This window comes from Clostridium porci (assembly GCF_009696375.1).
In the GTDB taxonomy this organism is placed as follows: Bacteria; Bacillota; Clostridia; order Lachnospirales; family Lachnospiraceae; genus Enterocloster; species Enterocloster porci.
In genome coordinates, this window is sequence record NZ_VUMD01000001.1 from 266066 (window position 1) to 283386 (window position 17321).

Sequence of the window (17321 nt, forward strand, 5' to 3'; positions counted from 1 at the left end):
TAAGTCATGACAGCTAAAAAATTTAATATAACAGATTTTCTTATTAATAATGGTATTATCCTGGTGCTGGTGATATTGGCTATTATAACCGGTATTCTTCAGTCCACATTCTTTTCACCGGGCAACGCGATCAATATTGCTTTGAACGTGGCTCCCCGATTCATCATTGCCTGCGGCGTTTCAGGCTGCTTGATTACAAAGGGTACGGATCTTTCCGCAGGCCGTATGGTTGGCCTTGCCGCATGTATTGCAGGTACTCTTTTGCAGAAGCCTGACTTCAGCGGCAAGTTTTGGCCTAACCTGCCTGACTTTGGTATCTGGTGGGTATTTGCTGTGCTTGTAATCTGTGTTGTAATCTGCGGCCTGTTCGGACTCATTAATGGCCTTGTGGTTTCCTTCCTTCAGGTTCCTGCCTTCATTGGTACGCTGGGTATGCAGCTGATCGTATACGGGGTATGCCTTGTTTACACAGACGCTACTCCAATCGGCGGCTATCGTGCCGCTTATACAGAAGTGGCAAAGGGAAAGCTGTTTGGAGTGATTCCATATCTGTTTATCATTGCTTTGATTGTAGGAATTGTGATGTGGTTTGTATATAATAAAACCCCTCATGGAAAATATATGTACGCTATCGGCGGCAATGAGCAGGCTGCAGAGGTGTCCGGCGTTAACACCAAGAGAACTAAAATTGCTATCTATATCACAGCGGCAGCTCTTTATGCCCTGGGCGGATTTTTAGTGGGAGCAAAGTCAGGAGGATCTTCTGTTAATATGGGCCAGGGCTGGGAGCTGGAGGCCATTGCAGCCTGCACCATCGGCGGCGTATCTGTAAACGGTGGTATTGGCCGCATATCCGGCGTATTAATTGGTGTATTGGTGTTCGAAATACTGAAAACCTGCCTCCAATACTTAGGAGTTGACACCAACTATCAGTACATAGCCCAAGGCATTGTTATTGTGGTAGCGATCGCTCTGGATATTCGGAAATATATAGCAAAGAAGTGATGCTTATGGATAAGGAGAAGGAAGCTGCCGTACCGGAGAATAAGCCTTATAAAAGAGCTGTGGAGCAGCCGGAGGAAGAAATGCGCAGTCTGGAAGAGGAAAGACAGCTGCTTAACAAGCTTCCCCTGAAAGAGCGCCTGTATGAGCATATTCATGTATCGGTCAGAACCATGGATAGGATCATAGGCTGCCTATGCACCCTGCTTGTACTGGTTATTATTCTGGGAATGATAAAAGGAAAGTAATTTTGCAGACAAATTGAACATAAGCTGTATACCCTGCTGTCAGGCATAGAACCATTTGGGCCTGACAGCAGGGTGCTTTTTTGCTGATTCCTATGTTACAAAGGAAACTGCTGTGAAGCTGCTCCAATCCCTCCATTGCCGCAAGCCAGCCGGCTGTTTTGATATTCTCCCGAAAAAGTAACATCATCTCCAAACCATTCAGGTGGTATAAAAGCCATAGCCTCTTCCTCCGAAGAAAATTCTACTTCAGCCAACATAAGGCCCTGATAAGCTCCTTCAAAAACGTCCAGTTCAATCACAAGCGATCCGTATCCCTCTGCAGGCAGAAGATATCTGGTTTTTGTCAATATTCTGCCGTCTGCTTTATCCAGAAGATGGTAATAAGCCTGTTGATCCAAGGGCAGGTTGTATTCTTCCCTGGACAAAAGGCCTTCGCCCTTATAGGTCAGGTAATATTCCTCATCCTGCCTGCGGACGCGCACTACAGGGCGGGTGCACAGGTACGCCTGCTCAATATGACGGCAGGGAAAGGCCTCATAGCCTTCGGGCATTTGTTTTATCAGGAATTTCCGTTCAATTTCCATATGAGTGTCCTCCGATTCATGTATACATAATGCAATTAGCAGATTTTACTAAGGATCTTTATGTTTTCCATTTTATTATCATACCATTTATCACTTTTCAGGAAAAGACTTAAATGTTAAAATAAGCGCAGTACGCTTAGAGAAAGCTGAATATTGACTGGTTCTGCCGGGGCGCCGGAACCAAAATAGGACAGGTCCATCCAATGTTCGGACATATTCAAAAGGTAAGAAAGGGAGAAAATCATGGCAAAGGTTTATGCGTTTTTAGCGGAAGGACTGGAGGAAGTGGAGTGTCTTGCTGTAGTGGATGTGCTCCGCCGCTCCGGGATTGATGTCACAATGGTCTCCGTTACAGGGACAAAGGAAATTACGGGCTCCCATGGAATCAGGCTAAAGGCTGACGCCCTGCTCGGTGAGATAAATATGGATAAGGCTGACCTGCTGTTTTTGCCTGGCGGCATGCCGGGAACAGAAAATTTAAAGGCATGCGGGGAATTAACAGCTGCCGTTGAGAAGGCCAACAGACAGGGAAGAAGAGTGGCGGCTATCTGTGCGGCTCCTAGTATTCTTGGCTTCCTGGGACTATTAAAGGGCAGAACTGCTACCTGCTATCCTGGCTTTGAGGATCAGCTGAAAGGCGCTTCCTGTACCAGCCAGGGTGTTATCACAGACGGCAACATTACCACGGCCAGGGGCCTGGGATATGCTCTAGCCCTTGGCATTGAATTAATCCGCCTTCTTCAGGGGCCTCAGCAGGCTCAGAACATAGCTTCGTCAATTCAATATAATCAGGGGTGATGCTGTCACTCTAAGAGCCTGCCTCCATCCCAGCTGTGATTTGCGCAAAAAAGGCCAAACTTCTTTACTACAGGGAGTCCTGGCCTTTTTGCAGCTTGAAAATCCGGGTTATAAGGCCTGTCAGATGAAAATCTGAAAAAATGCTGGTGTTTTTAAAATGTGCATGCTATAATGGTACATTGAAGTGTACCGCCCTCATGGTTATGGGCGAATCACATATATTTTAAGGAGGAACCCGTAAAAATGAGTGTACAAGTAGAAAAATTAGAAAAGAACATGGCCAAACTGACGATAGAAGTAAGCGCGGAGCAGTTTCAGGATGCTGTGAAAAAGGCCTTCAATAAGAACAAAAATAAGTTCAGTATTCCAGGCTTCCGTAAGGGCAAAGCGCCTCAGGCTATGATTGAGAAGATGTATGGCGAGGGCATTTTCTTTGAGGATGCTGCGGACGAGGCCATTAATGAAACCTGCATGGCAGCTATGAATGAGAGCGGACTGGAGATCGTTTCCAGACCGGAGGTTTCCATCGAGCAGATCGGAAAAGACAAGCCATTTGTTTATACTGCTCTTGTAGCCGTAAGGCCGGAGGTTGTTCTGGGTGAGTACAAGGGCATTGAGGTTGAGAGAGCCGACGCTTCTGTAAGTGCTGAGGATGTGGAGGCTGAGCTTAAGAGAGTACAGGAGCAGAATGCCAGATTGATCACCGTAGAGGACAGACCAGTTGCTAACGGCGACCAGACGGTAATTGACTTCGAGGGATTTGTTGACGGCAAGGGATTTGACGGTGGAAAAGCGGAGGATTACGGGCTGACCATCGGATCTCATTCCTTTATTGATACCTTTGAGGAGCAGCTTATTGGCAAACAGATCGGTGAGGAGTGCGAGGTAAACGTGACCTTCCCTAAGGAGTACCATGCTCCTGGTCTGGCCGGAAAGCCGGCTATGTTTAAGGTAACTGTTAAGGAGATCAAGGTTAAGGAGCTGCCGGAGCTCAATGACGAGTTTGCGGAGGAAGTGTCTGACTTTGATACACTGGAGGAGTACAAGAAGGACATTGAGGCAAAGATCGCTGAGAGAAAGCAAAAGGAAGCTGCCACAGAGAATGAGAACCGAGTGCTTGATAAGGTGGTGGCTAATGCTGCGATGGAAATTCCTGAGAGGATGATTGACGGCCAGATCGACAATATGATTCAGGAGACAGCCCGCCGTATGCAGAGCCAGGGCCTTTCCATGGATATGTACATGAAGTACACGGGCATGACAATGGAAACCATGAGAGAGCAGATGAAGCCCCAGGCTCTTAAACGGATTCAGACTAGATTGGTATTGGAAGAAGTGGTTAAGGCAGAGAATATTCAGGCCTCTGACGAGAAAGTGGAGGAAGAATTGGCTAAGATGGCGGCCGCATACCAGATGGAGGCTGATAAGTTAAAAGAGTATATGACAGAAAAGGAAAGAAACCAGATAAAGGAGGATCTAGCTGTTCAGGAGGCGGTTGATTTCCTGGTAGCAGAGTCCAAGCTGGTGTAAAGCACAAATGACAGGGGGGATTCTTAGGCCGGTGAAACCTGCTGTGGATCTCCCTGGCTGCTATAAAAGAATCCAACATTGAACAGGAGGATATGGATATGAGCTTAGTACCTTACGTCATTGAGCAGACCAGCCGCGGAGAGCGGTCTTACGATATCTACTCCAGACTTTTAAAAGAAAGAATCATTTTTCTGGGAGAAGATGTAAATGACGTGTCTGCAAGCCTTATTGTGGCACAGCTTTTGTTTCTGGAATCTGAGGACCCGGGAAAGGATATCAATTTGTATATTAACAGCCCAGGGGGTTCTGTTTCGGCAGGCTTTGCGATTTATGACACGATGAAATATATCAAGTGTGATGTGTCAACTATCTGCATTGGCATGGCAGCCAGCATGGGAGCGTTTCTCCTTTCAGGAGGAACTAAGGGCAAGCGCTTTGCGCTGCCCAATGCGGAAATCATGATTCACCAGCCCTCTGGAGGAGCCAAGGGGCAGGCTACGGAGATTAAGATTGTAGCTGAGAATATTTTAAAGACCAGGCAGAAGCTGAATGAGATTCTGGCAGCCAATACAGGACGGCCTTTGGAGCAGATTGAGAGGGATACGGAGAGGGACAATTACATGTCTGCAGCTGAGGCAAAGGAATACGGACTGATTGATGATATTCTAACACATCACTAGGGAACTGCTTCATAAGATAGATAAGTAAGGATATGAAAGGTTAGGTATATTATGCCAATGAGACCAGATGACACGATTCGCTGCTCCTTTTGCGGAAGGACCCAGGAACAGGTACGGAAGATGATTGCCGGTGCAGGCAACAACAATGTATATATCTGTGATGAGTGTATAGAGCTTTGTTCAGAGATTTTGGAGGAGGAGCTGGAGGGGCAGGAGGATGAGCCGTCACCTTCTGTTCAGGACATCCGTCTGCTGAAGCCGAAGGAGATTAAGGCATTTCTTGACGAATACATCATAGGCCAGGATGAGGCAAAGAAAGTGCTGTCAGTGGCAGTCTATAATCACTATAAGAGAGTAACCTCCCTGCAGACCATGGATGTGGATGTGCAAAAGAGCAATATCCTTATGTTAGGTCCCACAGGCTCAGGCAAGACATATCTGGCCCAGACGCTGGCTAAGATTCTTAACGTGCCTTTCGCGATTGCGGACGCTACGGCATTGACGGAGGCAGGCTATGTAGGCGAGGATGTGGAGAACATTTTGCTGAAGCTAATCCAGGCGGCTGATTATGACATTGCCCGTGCGGAGTATGGCATTATATATATTGATGAGATTGACAAAATTACAAAGAAGTCTGAAAATGTTTCTATTACCAGGGATGTATCGGGGGAGGGAGTGCAGCAGGCTCTCCTTAAGATACTGGAGGGAACGGTTGCAAGCGTTCCTCCTCAGGGAGGGAGGAAGCATCCCCATCAGGAGCTGCTTCAGATAGACACTACCAATATCCTGTTTATCTGCGGCGGCGCCTTTGACGGGCTGGAAAAAATTGTGGAGCAGAGAATTGGCGCAGGCTCCATTGGCTTTAACGCAGAGGTATCCAACAAAAACGATCTGGATATTGATGAGCTTTTAAGGAAGGTTGAGCCAAAGGATTTAACCAAATTCGGACTGATTCCTGAATTTATCGGACGTGTGCCTGTTATGGTTTCTTTGCAGTCGCTGACGGGAGAAGCTATGGTGCGGATTCTCTCCGAGCCCAAGAATGCCCTCAGCAAGCAGTACCAGAAGCTGTTTGAACTGGACAATGTAAAGCTGGAGTTTACTAAGGACGCCTTGGAGGAAATCGCAAAGCGGGCAGTTGACCGTAAGATTGGTGCCAGAGGACTCCGCTCTATTTTGGAGTCTGTGATGATGGATTTGATGTATGAGATTCCCTCGGATGATACCATCGGAATCTGCACCATTACCGGGGATGTGGTGAGAGGAACCGGAACGCCGGAGCTGGTATACCGCGATATGCCTCCTGCGTCTGCCCGGAAGCCCCTTGCTGACCGCCTGCGCGGGGAGGGAAAAACAGGAGAGATTGCATAAGCGGCATCTTTCAGTGACAATTTAGAGAAAACACAGGGCTGCTGCCAACCAGATATGCCCCGGACGTTTCGGCCTTAACACGTCCGGCACCTGTTTTGCAGCGGCCCTTTGAATGTTTTGAAATACAAGAGGTGAAGTTTAAGTATGGGTGAACAAGTGATAACGATACCGGTGGTGGCCCTAAGAGGACTTACGGTGCTTCCGGGAATGATTCTGCACTTTGATGTAAACCGGCAGAAATCAGTGGCTGCGGTAGAGCAGGCAATGATGGGAGAACAAAAGCTGTTCTTGGTGTCCCAGCGCCAGCCGGAAATTGTGGAGCCTGAGCTTTCTGATCTGTATCAGGTGGGGACAATCGCAGTTGTAAAACAGCTGGTCAAGCTCCCAGGAAAGGTAGTCCGTGTACTGGTGGAGGGGTTGGAACGGGGGGAGCTGCTCAGACTATCTGAAGAGGAACCGGCCCTTGTCGGAGAAATCGGCTCTCTGGAATTGGATGAGGAGAATTTGGATCATCTGACCCAGGAAGCAATGCTGCGAATTGTAAAGGATAAGCTGGAAGAGTATGGAGGCGTAAATCCTAAGATTACGAAGGAAATTCTTCCCAATCTGATGACAGTAGGCAGTCTAAGTGAGATCTTGGATCAGGTATCCATACAGCTTCCATGGGATTATACCATCCGCCAGACTGTTCTGGAGAGCAGCTCCTTATCTGTCAAGTATGAGGTGGTGATGCATACCCTTCTGGCTGAGATGGAGATATACAGGATCAAGAAAGAATTTCAGGAGAAGGTAAAGGCGGATATTGATCAGAATCAGAAGGAATACGTTCTTCGGGAGCAGATGAAGGTAATACGTCAGGAGCTGGGGGAGGACAATCCTCTGTCGGATTCGGACGAATATTTAAAGCGCTTGGAGGCTGCAAAGGCAGACAAGGAGGTAAAGGAGAAGCTTAAGAAGGAAATTAAGCGGTTTTCTACCATGCCATCCGGGAGTCAGGAGGCCAATGTGCTGCGTACCTATATTGAGATTCTTCTGGAACTTCCCTGGAGAAAGTGCTCCAAGGATAATGATGATATCAAGCATGCTGAAACAATTTTGAATGAGGACCACTATGGCCTTGAGCAGGTGAAGGAAAGAATTTTGGAATATCTTGCTGTGCGGGCGCTGACGAAGAAGGGAGTCAGCCCGATTATCTGTCTGGTAGGCCCGCCGGGAACAGGAAAGACCTCCATCGCCCGTTCTGTAGCCCGAGCGCTGAATAAAAAGTATGTGCGGATCAGCCTTGGCGGCGTTCGGGACGAGGCTGAGATTCGGGGACACAGAAAGACCTATGTGGGAGCCATGCCCGGCCGTATTGCAGAGGGCATGAGACAGGCCGGAGTCAGCAATCCTCTGATGCTGCTGGATGAGATAGACAAGGTCAGCAGTGATTACAAGGGAGATGCTTTCTCGGCCCTTCTGGAGGTACTGGATGGGGAGCAGAATGTAAAGTTCAGGGATCACTATGTAGAGGTTCCCATTGATTTGTCTCAGGTGCTGTTTATCGCTACTGCCAATACCACACAGACCATACCAGGGCCTTTGTTGGATCGAATGGAGCTGATTGAAGTGAACAGCTATACGGAGAATGAAAAGCTCCATATCGCAAAAGACTATCTGGTAGGTAAGCAGCTGGAGAAAAACGGTTTAAAGACCGGACAGCTTTCCTTTTCTGACAAAAGCCTGGAGAAAATCATCCATAATTATACCAGGGAGGCGGGAGTCCGCAATCTGGAGCGTCGGATTGGGGATATATGCAGAAAGGCAGCAAGAAAGTTTCTTGAGGATGAGAAACGCTCCATTAAGATAACGGAGAACAATCTGGAAAAATACCTGGGAAAAGAGAAGATAACCTTTGCGAATGCCAACGAAGAGGATCAGATAGGAATCGTACGTGGCCTGGCCTGGACCAGCGTAGGAGGAGATACCCTGCAGATCGAGGTAAATGTAATGCCTGGGAAGGGAAAGCTCCTGCTGACCGGGCAGCTTGGAGATGTGATGAAGGAGTCGGCCCAGACAGCCCTCAGCTATGTCCGCTCGGTGTGCCCCCTCTATGGCATAGATGATGATTATTTTGAAAAGCACGATCTTCATATTCATATTCCGGAGGGGGCAGTACCAAAGGATGGCCCTTCTGCTGGTATTACCATGGCTACGGCTATGCTATCCGCAGTCACTGAGAAGCCTGTTCTTGCTAAGGTAGCAATGACAGGAGAGATTACCTTAAGAGGCCGGGTGCTTCCCATCGGAGGCCTGAAGGAGAAGATTTTGGCTGCCAAGATGGCACATATTGAAAAGGTGCTGGTACCGGATAAGAACCGGCCGGATATAGAGGAGCTTTCAGCTGAAATTACAAAGGGACTGTCGATTGTTCAAGTGAATACGATGGCGGATGTGTTAAGAGAAGCATTGGTTCCGGAAGACGGGACATAAAGGAGTGCAGGATGATTATCAAAGATGTAAAGTTGGAAACTGTGTGCGGAGTCACCAGCAGGCTGCCGGAGAATGTATTGCCGGAGTTTGCGTTTTCAGGCAAGTCCAATGTAGGAAAATCCTCATTGATCAACGCACTGATGAACCGGAAGTCCTATGCCAGGACCTCCTCTGCTCCGGGTAAGACCCAGACCATTAATTTTTACAATATAAACGGAAGTCTCTATTATGTGGATCTGCCGGGCTACGGCTATGCCAAGGTCTCCCTGGAGGTCAAGGAGAAATGGGGGAAGATGATTGAGCGGTATCTGAGAAGATCCACTATGCTGAAAATGGTATTTCTTCTTGTTGATATCCGGCATGAGCCATCCGGCAATGATAAGCTGATGTACGAGTGGATTATCTATAATGGATATCATCCGGTTATCATCGCAACCAAGCTGGACAAGATTAACCGCAGCCAGGTGCAAAAAGCTGTGAAGGTGATTCGTCATGGGCTGGGAATGGAGAAGGAGGGCATGATCATTCCTTTTTCTGCTGAGACCAAGCAGGGCAGAGATGAAATATGGGATTTGATTGAGAAGAATCTGGGAGAGACGGCAGGGGAAACATTTTCCCCCTAAAACGGCAGCTTGGTACTTTAGGATAAGCGATTCATGTTTCAATCACTGTTTGTGGGAACTCAAGACAAAAATTGACAAAATGAATCGATCCCGTTGTTGCCGCAGTGGGTGCAGCTGGAAAGGCGGTTGCATTGCAGAGACAAAGTATATATTGACAGTTTCAGATAATTTAAATGCAGTTTTTAAATGGTAACACTCCGAAATGACGTAGTACAGGTTTGCGGTTAATTGCACTTACTACGTCATTTCTAATTGCTTTAGAAGGATGAGCAGTTCGCTTAATTACATCTAATTAGCAATCCGCTGGGCCGTGGCATGTGATATCGCAAGGGACAGGCGGTTTTGCGCTGTCTGGCATCGGACTGAGGCTGAATGGAAGAAGACTGTCTGTCAGGATAAAAGGCTGCGCATCACATAAGAATAAATCTCCTGGCTTTTATCCTTCCAAGAGCTGCACATGGATTCCGCCTGTTCCCTGTCAGGAACAGACAGATCCAGACGGATAAGCGTGGTCTTGTTCTCCCGAACCTCACAGTGGACAATGTAGTCCTGATTGGTTCCTTTATAGAAATCGGCGGTGGTGCCTACTTCTTCCCTGAGACGAAATTTGTTTTCCTTCAAATACTTGTCCATATCCTCTACAATGGCCTGGGATATGTTTTTTCCAAAAAAATTAAGGGTTTCTTCTCCTTCCCTTGTAATGTCATAGCGGGTGGAGTTATGGCTGGCTTCCTTGTGTACCAGCCCTGCGTCCTCCAGCTCGTTTAAGGCCTGCTGGAGGGTAAAATAAGTCGTGTATTCATGCTCCGTAAAGAAATTCGTAAGCTGCGCGTTGGTAAGGGGAAAATTCACCTGCTTTAGCATATAAAGATTCATCAACTTATAAAGGGTCATTGGTTCAGTCAGCATATAAAACACTCTCCATCCGGTTATTTAAAGCCGGGAAGCACCCCGGTCACATTGTACTTTAAACTATATGATCCTTTACGGCTCTGCTTACCACATCCGCTACACGGGGATCAAAGGCTTCAGGAAGGATGTTATCCTCATTTAACTCGTTATCTGCCACAAGTCCGGCAATGGCCTGGGCAGCGGCCAGCTTCATCTTCTCGGTTATGGCAGCGGCACGCCCTTCCAAAGCTCCCTTAAAGATTCCGGGAAATACCAATACGTTGTTTACCTGATTGGGAAAGTCAGAGCGGCCGGTTCCCACTACACGGGCTCCAGCTGCCTTAGCAAGCTCCGGCATAATTTCAGGAACCGGGTTCGCCATTGCGAACAGGATAGAGTCCTTTTTCATAGATGCCACCATCTCCTGGGATACAATACCGGGAGCTGAGACGCCGATGAAAATGTCAGCCCCTTTCATAGCGTCTGCCAAAGCACCGGATTTACGCTCCAGGTTTGTCACATCCATCATTGCTTCCTGCATCCAGTTAAGGCCCTCAGCCCCCTTATAAAGGATACCAGCCTTGTCGCACATGGTAATGTTAGAAAAGCCGTAGGTGAGAAGGAGCTTTGTGATAGCGACGCCTGCAGAGCCTGCGCCGTTTACAACTACCCGGCAGTCCTCCCTTTTCCTGCTTGTTACTTTCAGGCTGTTGATAATCCCTGCCAGTACTACGATGGCCGTTCCGTGCTGGTCATCGTGGAAAACAGGAATATTCAGGCGCTTTTTCAGAGCCTCCTCGATCTCAAAGCAACGGGGAGCCGAGATATCCTCCAGATTAACGCCGCCGAAAGCAGGAGCGATTCGCACGATTGTTTCGATGATTTCTCCGGTATCCTGGGTGTCCAGGCAGATGGGAAATGCATTAACGCCGCCAAATTCCTTAAACAGAACAGCCTTTCCTTCCATAACAGGCATAGCTGCCAGCGGCCCTATGTTTCCAAGCCCCAGCACAGCGCTGCCATCGGATACTATTGCGATAGTGTTGGATTTAATCGTATACTTATAGACAGCTTCCGGATCCTGAGCGATCGCCCTGCAGGGTTCTGCTACTCCCGGAGTGTAAGCCAGAGCCAGATCCTCTCTGGAGGCTACCCTGGCCTTGGAGACTGTTTCAACCTTTCCTTTCCATGCTTCGTGCAGCATTAACGCTTTTTCGCTGGTTGTCATTTTTCATTCCATCCTTTATTTGCAGATATATTTGTGAATAGTAAAATCATCCTATGTATATTTTCCTCTATCATAACAATTTTGCACTTTTAAATCAAGCTAAAATGTGTTATTATGTAACGTAAGTGTCAGGCACTGATACACAAAAGGATAAAGATACAGGTGGTACTATGAGGGAACGGATTAACCGTCTGGCCAGAGGGATTATCGACAGTGAGACGCCGAAGCTTGTGCTGAAACCGGAACGGTTGGAGGCAGTGGTTCAGGCGGGAGAGGTCATCCGTGGTGAGATAGTGGTAAGCAGCGTGAATAATCTGCATATAAAAGGGCTGGCCTACTCCAGCCATGAGCGTGTGCAGGTTGTGAACAGCGCCTTTGGCGGTCTGAGAAACCGAATTGTATATGAAGTCAACAGCAAGTTTTCTGAGCATGGCGACATAATTGAGGGATCTTTTTATCTGATCACCAATGGGGGTGAGAGGGAGATTCCTTATTCTTTGCAGGTTCAGACGGGTAATTCCGGGGAAGTTCTGGGACAGCTTAAGACACCCAGGGACTTTGGAAATCTGGCCAGGAGGGAGTTTAATACAGCCCTTAGAATGTTTGAGTATCAGGATTTTACCGAGGCGCCTTTTATGCAGGATGCCCGGATACGTACCATCTATGAGGGGCTTAAGGGCAGGATAGGAAGAAGGAATCTTTTGGAGGAGTTTCTGGTGGCTTTACAGGTGAAGGAGCCGGTGGAGCTGACTGTAGATACCAGGGGACGGGTATATGAAAAGCTTGTGACGACTGTGGAGGATTCCATTGACATTACAGCCAGTGGCTGGGGATATGTGGCTGTGGAGATTCAGACAGACGCTTCTTTCATTGAGCTTAAGTCGAAGGAGATGACAGATCGGGATTTTGTAAACAGTAAAAGCTGTGTGATTTACCGTATACTGCCTAAGCAGCTTCACAGGGGCAGAAATTTTGGGAGGATTAAACTTCGCTCCCTGCGTCAGGAGTTTACCATTGAGATAGAAGCGGAGGGAGAAGGCACGTCTGCAAAGGACGTGGAAACTGACGCGGATAAGCAGATAGACAGGAGAAGCCTTGTAAGCTGCTTGTCTTTGAGGCTGGATTATGAGGCCGGGGCCTGTGAGCCGGCTCTGCTTGTGCATCAGATGATGAAAGAGGTGGAGCGGCTGCGGGCCGGTTATCCTGAGGAACCGTGGATTCGCGTCATACAGGCAGATCTTTTATTGCTTGGCGGGAGAAAAGAAAATGCGGCTATGTGCCTGGACGAAGCCAGAGATTCTGTTTTAAGCCACAGGGAGGAGCAGCCGGAGCGATACTGCTTTTATCAGTATCTGAGGCTTAAGCTGACAGATGGGGAAGGAGAGCAGAAGGAGTCTCTGTGCCGTTATATTAGAACCCTTCTATGGAAGGATGGTCAGAGAAATCAGCCGTATCTGCTTCTGCTGCTTATGAAGCTGGATGGTACCATGGCTTTAAATCCTTTGGATTCATATAATTCCTTAAAAAAGCTATTTCAAAACGGAAGCAGCAGTCCCTTCGTGTATGCGGCGGCAGCCCGGCTGACAGAGGAGCATCCAGAACTGTTAAGCCATCTTGGAGACTTTGAGATACAGCTTCTTTACCTGGGCATCCGAAAAGGCATTACCAGCCTCAGAGTAGCTCTTAAGGCTGCGAAGCTAGCTTTGGAGGTGAAGTATTACAGACGGCTTTTGGAGCGCTTGATGATGAGATTTTATGAGTCTTATCCTGAGAAAGAGCTTCTGGAGGCAGTTTGCAGTATTCTTATAAAGGGAGACAGGAAGAATAAGGGCGCCTTTTTATGGTACGAGAAGGCTCTGAAAGCAGGGGTGAATCTTACCAGGCTTTATGAGTATTTTCTGTATGCGCTTCCGGAGGACTACGCCCATTCGCTTCCCCAAGAGGTGCTTTTGTATTTTTCATATGATAAGGATTTGGACAGCCGCAGCCGCAGCGTTCTCTACCGAAATATTCTCCTGTATATGAATCCTTCCTCAAAGCTGTATCAGTCTTATACTAGAAGCATGGAACTATTTGCCATGGAGCAGCTTTTCAAGAACAGGATTAACAGCCGCATGGCAGTGATCTATGAGCATATGATTTACAAGGATATGATTGACGAGCCTGTGGCCAGAGTCCTTCCCGGAATATTGAAAGCCTTCCGCATCCGCTGCGGGGAGCCTAGAATGAAATACGTAATCATACGGTATGTGGAGCTGGAAGCGGAGGAGGCTTACCTTTTAGAAGATCAGGCCGCCTATGTTCCCCTGTTTTCGGATCAGATTGTAATTCTGTTTCAAGATTCCTATGGAAACCGTTATCTGAATGTAAAGCACATAAAGATGCCGGTTATGGATAAACCAGATCTTTTAAAACAGTGCTATCAGGTATACCCGGATCATCCTATGCTTAAGCTTGAGGAATGCAGGCGCATAGTGGGCCGGGGGGTGGAAAATGACCTCCAGGCGGAGCTTTTGGAGGAAACCATGCTTCATATGAGACTGAATTCTGTATTTGAACGCCAGCTCCTCCAGGCTGTGACGGATTATTATTGCAGGGAAGCGGCGGAAGACAGGGACGGCATGGGAGCGTTTAGCTGCACCTATCTGGTACAGCTCGATAAAAAGGCCCTGAGCGCAAGACAGAGGCAGCAGATATGTGAAACCCTTATCAGCCAGAATCATATGCAGGAGGCTTACCATATGATTCTGGATTATGGAAGCCAGTACATTCAGCCGGCCAGGCTTATGAAGCTATGTGCCAGGATGATACTCCAGCGGCTTTTTGATCAGGATGATCTGCTTCTTTATATTGCTTACCGGGTCTTTCGAGCAGGAATATATGATAGTGTTATCCTGGATTATCTCTGTGAGCATTTCAACGGAACGGTGTCACAGATGTATGAGGTGCTGATTCAGGGAGTGAAGGATCATGTAGAGACCTACGATCTGGAGGAACGGCTTTTGGGCCAGATGCTGTTTACAGGCTGCTGCCAGCAGATGGATTCAGTCTTTGACTTGTATATAAAGCGGAAGCCTGCCAGGGAGAGCGTGGTTAAGGCCTACTTTACCCAAAAGAGCATTCAGTATTTTCTGGAGCGTCAGGATGTAGATGACCGGGTGTTTGAATATCTGAAGCAGGCTCTGGGAGGAAGCTCCTGGAGGGACGATATGCCTACGATCTATACTCTGGCGCTGACCCTGTATTTTTCTACAAGGGATAAGCTGAGTGAAGAAGACAGACAGTTGTGTAAAAATATGACGGGTATCCTTTTGGCTGAAGGGCTGGTGTTTCCTTATACCAGGGATCTGTCAAAGCATATACCCATACCTGAAGATATTATGGATAAGGCTATGGTAGAGTACCGGGGCAAAAAGGATCGTCAGCCTGAACTCCAGATAAAGATTGAGCCGGGGGAGGATACCTGGCACAGCGAGGATCTGCGTCGGATCTACCAGGGAATTTATGTAAAACAAACGGTGCTTTTTCAAGGGGAAACCATGGAGTACCGGATATATGACGGACCGGAGGAAAAAAGCCGCACACTGGCGGCGGAGGGTATTGTGGAGTGCGACCATAAGCTGGAAGGCAAGGAAAACAGCCGTTTTGCTTTTCTGAATGAGATGGGAGCAGCGATAAAAAACAAGGATGACAAAAGGCTGGCTGCAGCGATGGAAGAATATCTGAAAAAGTCGGCTGTCCTTGGAGCCTTGTTTCCTATTGAGTGATTAAATGGAGGAGCTGTCTATGGACGGACTGATCATTGGTCTGGATCTGAATGATGATTATACCCAGATCAGCTGTTATGATGAGGAACGATGCTGGACGATTCCTACGGTTATCTGCCGCAGGAAAGATGAGGAGACCTGGCTGACAGGAGAGGAGGCATATGCCGCTACCCTTCTTGGGGAAGGCGTAATTGTAGATAAGCTTTTAAAGATGGTATTAAAGGACGGCACTTCCACCATCGGAGGCACCTGCTATACAGGAAGGACATTGCTTCAGCTGTTTATAGAGAAACTGCTTCAGTATCCCAAGAAGGAGTTTTACTCTGAAGCTGTGTCGCAGCTGGTAGTTACCATTCAGGAGGTGGATGCAAAGCTTTTGGATACTCTTATGTACTGCGCTGATTATCTTAAGATTCCCAGAGAGAGAGTCCATGTCATCAGTCATACGGAAAGCTTTGTCTATTATGTGCTCAGTCAGAAAAAGGATCTCTGGACCAATCAGGTAGGGCTGTTTGAACTGTCTTCAGAACGGCTTTGCTACTATGAGATGAAGGTTCAAAGAGGTATGCGGCGCAATATGGTTCAAGCAGAGGCTCAGAATCAGGAGGAGGCATTTAATCTGGATATTCTAGATTCGCCCTCCGGCAGCAAGCTGGCTGACAAGATACTTAGCGCCTGCGCGGAGAAGCTTTTAAGCAGGAAGCTGTTTTCCACTGTGTTCCTGACAGGAAAGGGCTTTGAGCGTCAGGACTGGGCGGCCGGTTTTATGAAGCTGGTGTGCAACCGAAGGAAGGTATTTGTAGAGTCCTGCCTTTTCTCCAGGGGCGCCGCTTACAAGGGAGCAGATTATCTTCAGGATAAAACCTCTTATCCTTACATTCTTATTTGTGAGGGACGGCTTAAGGCCGAGGTATCTCTTAAGGTAATGAAACGGGGGAGAGAGGGTCAGCTGGTGGTGGCGTCCTACGGTGACAGCTGGTATGAGTCCAGGAGCTCCATGGATTTTATTGTGGAGGGCGAAAACGAGGTGGAATTTACAATTACACCTCTTGACTCCAAGAAAAAGAGGTTGGTAAGGATTCCTTTAAAGGGCTTTCCAGCGCGTCCTTCCAGAACCACAAGAATTGAGATGAATATGGGCTTTACAGATGAGGAAACCATGGTGATGGTAATAAAGGATAAAGGATTTGGAGAACTGTTTCCAGCGTCGGATGCGGTGATCCGTCAAGAGGTAAATCTATGAGTCTGATACTTTGCAGGCAGGAGTGTGTGAAACACCCATATTATATTGATGTGCTGGGAATTTACATCCATTCTTCTCAGGAGCTTTGTTATGTGATTTACAATCATCCTTTACTGGTTCTGGATCATTTTGTAGATGAGCTTCTCTTGGGATTTATTCGAAGGGATTTAGGGATGGATTGCCTGGCCGGACGTATGGAAAAGCTGATAGAGACAGGCAGCAGGCCGGAGGATGTGCTGCTTTTGCTTTTATCAGAGTGTGATTATTACAGTGAAAAGGAAATACAGAAGTTCAAGGCAGCCGTGTCTGCCATCCGCTCCCTTCATCCGGCTCAATACGACAAGGAGCTGGCTGATTATTTGTTTAATCAGCGCCAGTTTGGAAAGGCAGCCGGACGGTATGAGAAGGCCCTGGAATATCCACGTGACCGTTATGTGGACGATGCCTTTTTTGAGGCGGTGTATAATAATCTGGGAGCCTCCTATGCCATGATGTTTCGGTTTCATAAAGCGCTCCAGGCTTATGACAAGGCCTATGAACTGAAAAAAAGCCCAGATGTGCTGAAACGGATTTATTTTCTTACTATGTTTGCTCCAGAGCTGGAGGTAAGGGAGCGCTATGGCTCCCTCTTTACTCAGGAACTGGAGGCACAGTGGAGACATGAGGCGGATACGGCTGCGTTAGAGGCGGGTCAGGCAGAGGAAGTCCGGGCTTTGAGGGCGCTCTTTAAGAAGGATCCTATCAAGAGGTTAAGCGGAGCAGCGGAGCTGGTGAGGCGGTGGAAGCAGGAATACCGGATGATGGTGTGAGATGCTTGCTTACCCTTAGCATGGAGGCGTGAAAGAAATAGCAGGAAAATTTTTTGAGAGCTGCCTTGACAAAAT

General features: G+C 47.7%; 14 protein-coding genes. 11 read left to right on the top strand and 3 right to left on the bottom strand.

Translation table 11 applies throughout. The annotated features are described in order from the left end of the window. Positions 1–6: 6 nt before the first annotated feature. Positions 7–1005 (top strand): galactose/methyl galactoside ABC transporter permease MglC, encoded by a 999-nt coding sequence (locus FYJ39_RS01180; protein WP_154470636.1) that lies wholly within the window; start codon positions 7–9, stop codon positions 1003–1005. 5 nt (positions 1006–1010) lie between these two features. After that, positions 1011–1250: a hypothetical protein gene (locus FYJ39_RS01185; protein ID WP_154470637.1), complete on the top strand. Its 240-nt coding sequence runs from the start codon at positions 1011–1013 to the stop codon at positions 1248–1250. Between the two features lie 95 nt (positions 1251–1345). On the opposite strand, the gene FYJ39_RS01190 is transcribed toward FYJ39_RS01185, so the two are convergent. Continuing rightward, positions 1346–1834, bottom strand: coding sequence for a CYTH domain-containing protein (locus FYJ39_RS01190; RefSeq protein WP_154470638.1), 489 nt, complete (start codon positions 1832–1834; stop codon positions 1346–1348). Between the two features lie 243 nt (positions 1835–2077). Here FYJ39_RS01190 and FYJ39_RS01195 point away from each other — a divergent pair, with 243 nt between their 5' ends. From FYJ39_RS01195 to yihA, 6 genes are all read left to right on the top strand, one after another. After that, complete coding sequence (locus FYJ39_RS01195) at positions 2078–2632, top strand: DJ-1 family glyoxalase III (RefSeq protein WP_154470639.1); 555 nt, start codon at positions 2078–2080, stop codon at positions 2630–2632. A gap of 243 nt (positions 2633–2875) precedes the next feature. After that, a complete protein-coding gene (tig, locus tag FYJ39_RS01200) occupies positions 2876–4162 on the top strand; it encodes a trigger factor (RefSeq protein WP_154470640.1) in 1287 nt (428 codons plus the stop codon). 92 nt (positions 4163–4254) lie between these two features. Beyond that, the gene (gene clpP, locus FYJ39_RS01205) at positions 4255–4842 is read left to right on the top strand and encodes an ATP-dependent Clp endopeptidase proteolytic subunit ClpP (RefSeq protein ID WP_154470641.1); all 588 of its coding nucleotides are present in this window, start codon (positions 4255–4257) and stop codon (positions 4840–4842) included. A 51-nt stretch (positions 4843–4893) separates the two neighbouring features. Then, positions 4894–6213, top strand: coding sequence for an ATP-dependent Clp protease ATP-binding subunit ClpX (gene clpX / locus FYJ39_RS01210; RefSeq protein ID WP_154470642.1), 1320 nt, complete (start codon positions 4894–4896; stop codon positions 6211–6213). A gap of 144 nt (positions 6214–6357) precedes the next feature. Continuing rightward, positions 6358–8685: an endopeptidase La gene (gene lon / locus FYJ39_RS01215; protein ID WP_154470643.1), complete on the top strand. Its 2328-nt coding sequence runs from the start codon at positions 6358–6360 to the stop codon at positions 8683–8685. Between the two features lie 11 nt (positions 8686–8696). After that, positions 8697–9308: a ribosome biogenesis GTP-binding protein YihA/YsxC gene (gene yihA, locus FYJ39_RS01220; RefSeq protein WP_154470644.1), complete on the top strand. Its 612-nt coding sequence runs from the start codon at positions 8697–8699 to the stop codon at positions 9306–9308. Between the two features lie 390 nt (positions 9309–9698). On the opposite strand, the gene FYJ39_RS01225 is transcribed toward yihA, so the two are convergent. Then, on the bottom strand, positions 9699–10217 hold the full coding sequence (locus FYJ39_RS01225; protein ID WP_154470645.1) for a DUF4364 family protein: 519 nt from the start codon (positions 10215–10217) through the stop codon (positions 9699–9701). A gap of 58 nt (positions 10218–10275) precedes the next feature. Beyond that, positions 10276–11427, bottom strand: a complete 1152-nt coding sequence (locus tag FYJ39_RS01230; protein WP_154470646.1) for an NAD(P)-dependent malic enzyme — start codon at positions 11425–11427, stop codon at positions 10276–10278. Positions 11428–11597: 170 nt separating this feature from the next. Between FYJ39_RS01230 and FYJ39_RS01235 the strand changes: the two genes are divergently transcribed. The 3 genes from FYJ39_RS01235 to FYJ39_RS01245 are packed head-to-tail and all read left to right on the top strand — an operon-like array spanning position 11598 to position 17246. Beyond that, a complete protein-coding gene (locus FYJ39_RS01235; protein ID WP_154470647.1) occupies positions 11598–15194 on the top strand; it encodes a DUF5717 family protein in 3597 nt (1198 codons plus the stop codon). 19 nt (positions 15195–15213) lie between these two features. Continuing rightward, on the top strand, positions 15214–16437 hold the full coding sequence (locus tag FYJ39_RS01240) for a DUF5716 family protein (RefSeq protein WP_154470648.1): 1224 nt from the start codon (positions 15214–15216) through the stop codon (positions 16435–16437). Then, positions 16434–17246 carry a tetratricopeptide repeat protein gene (locus FYJ39_RS01245; protein ID WP_154470649.1) on the top strand — a complete coding sequence of 271 codons (813 nt, stop codon included), beginning with the start codon at positions 16434–16436 and terminating at the stop codon, positions 17244–17246. Before FYJ39_RS01240 ends, FYJ39_RS01245 begins: the two co-directional genes overlap by 4 nt. The last annotated feature ends 75 nt before the right edge of the window (positions 17247–17321 follow it).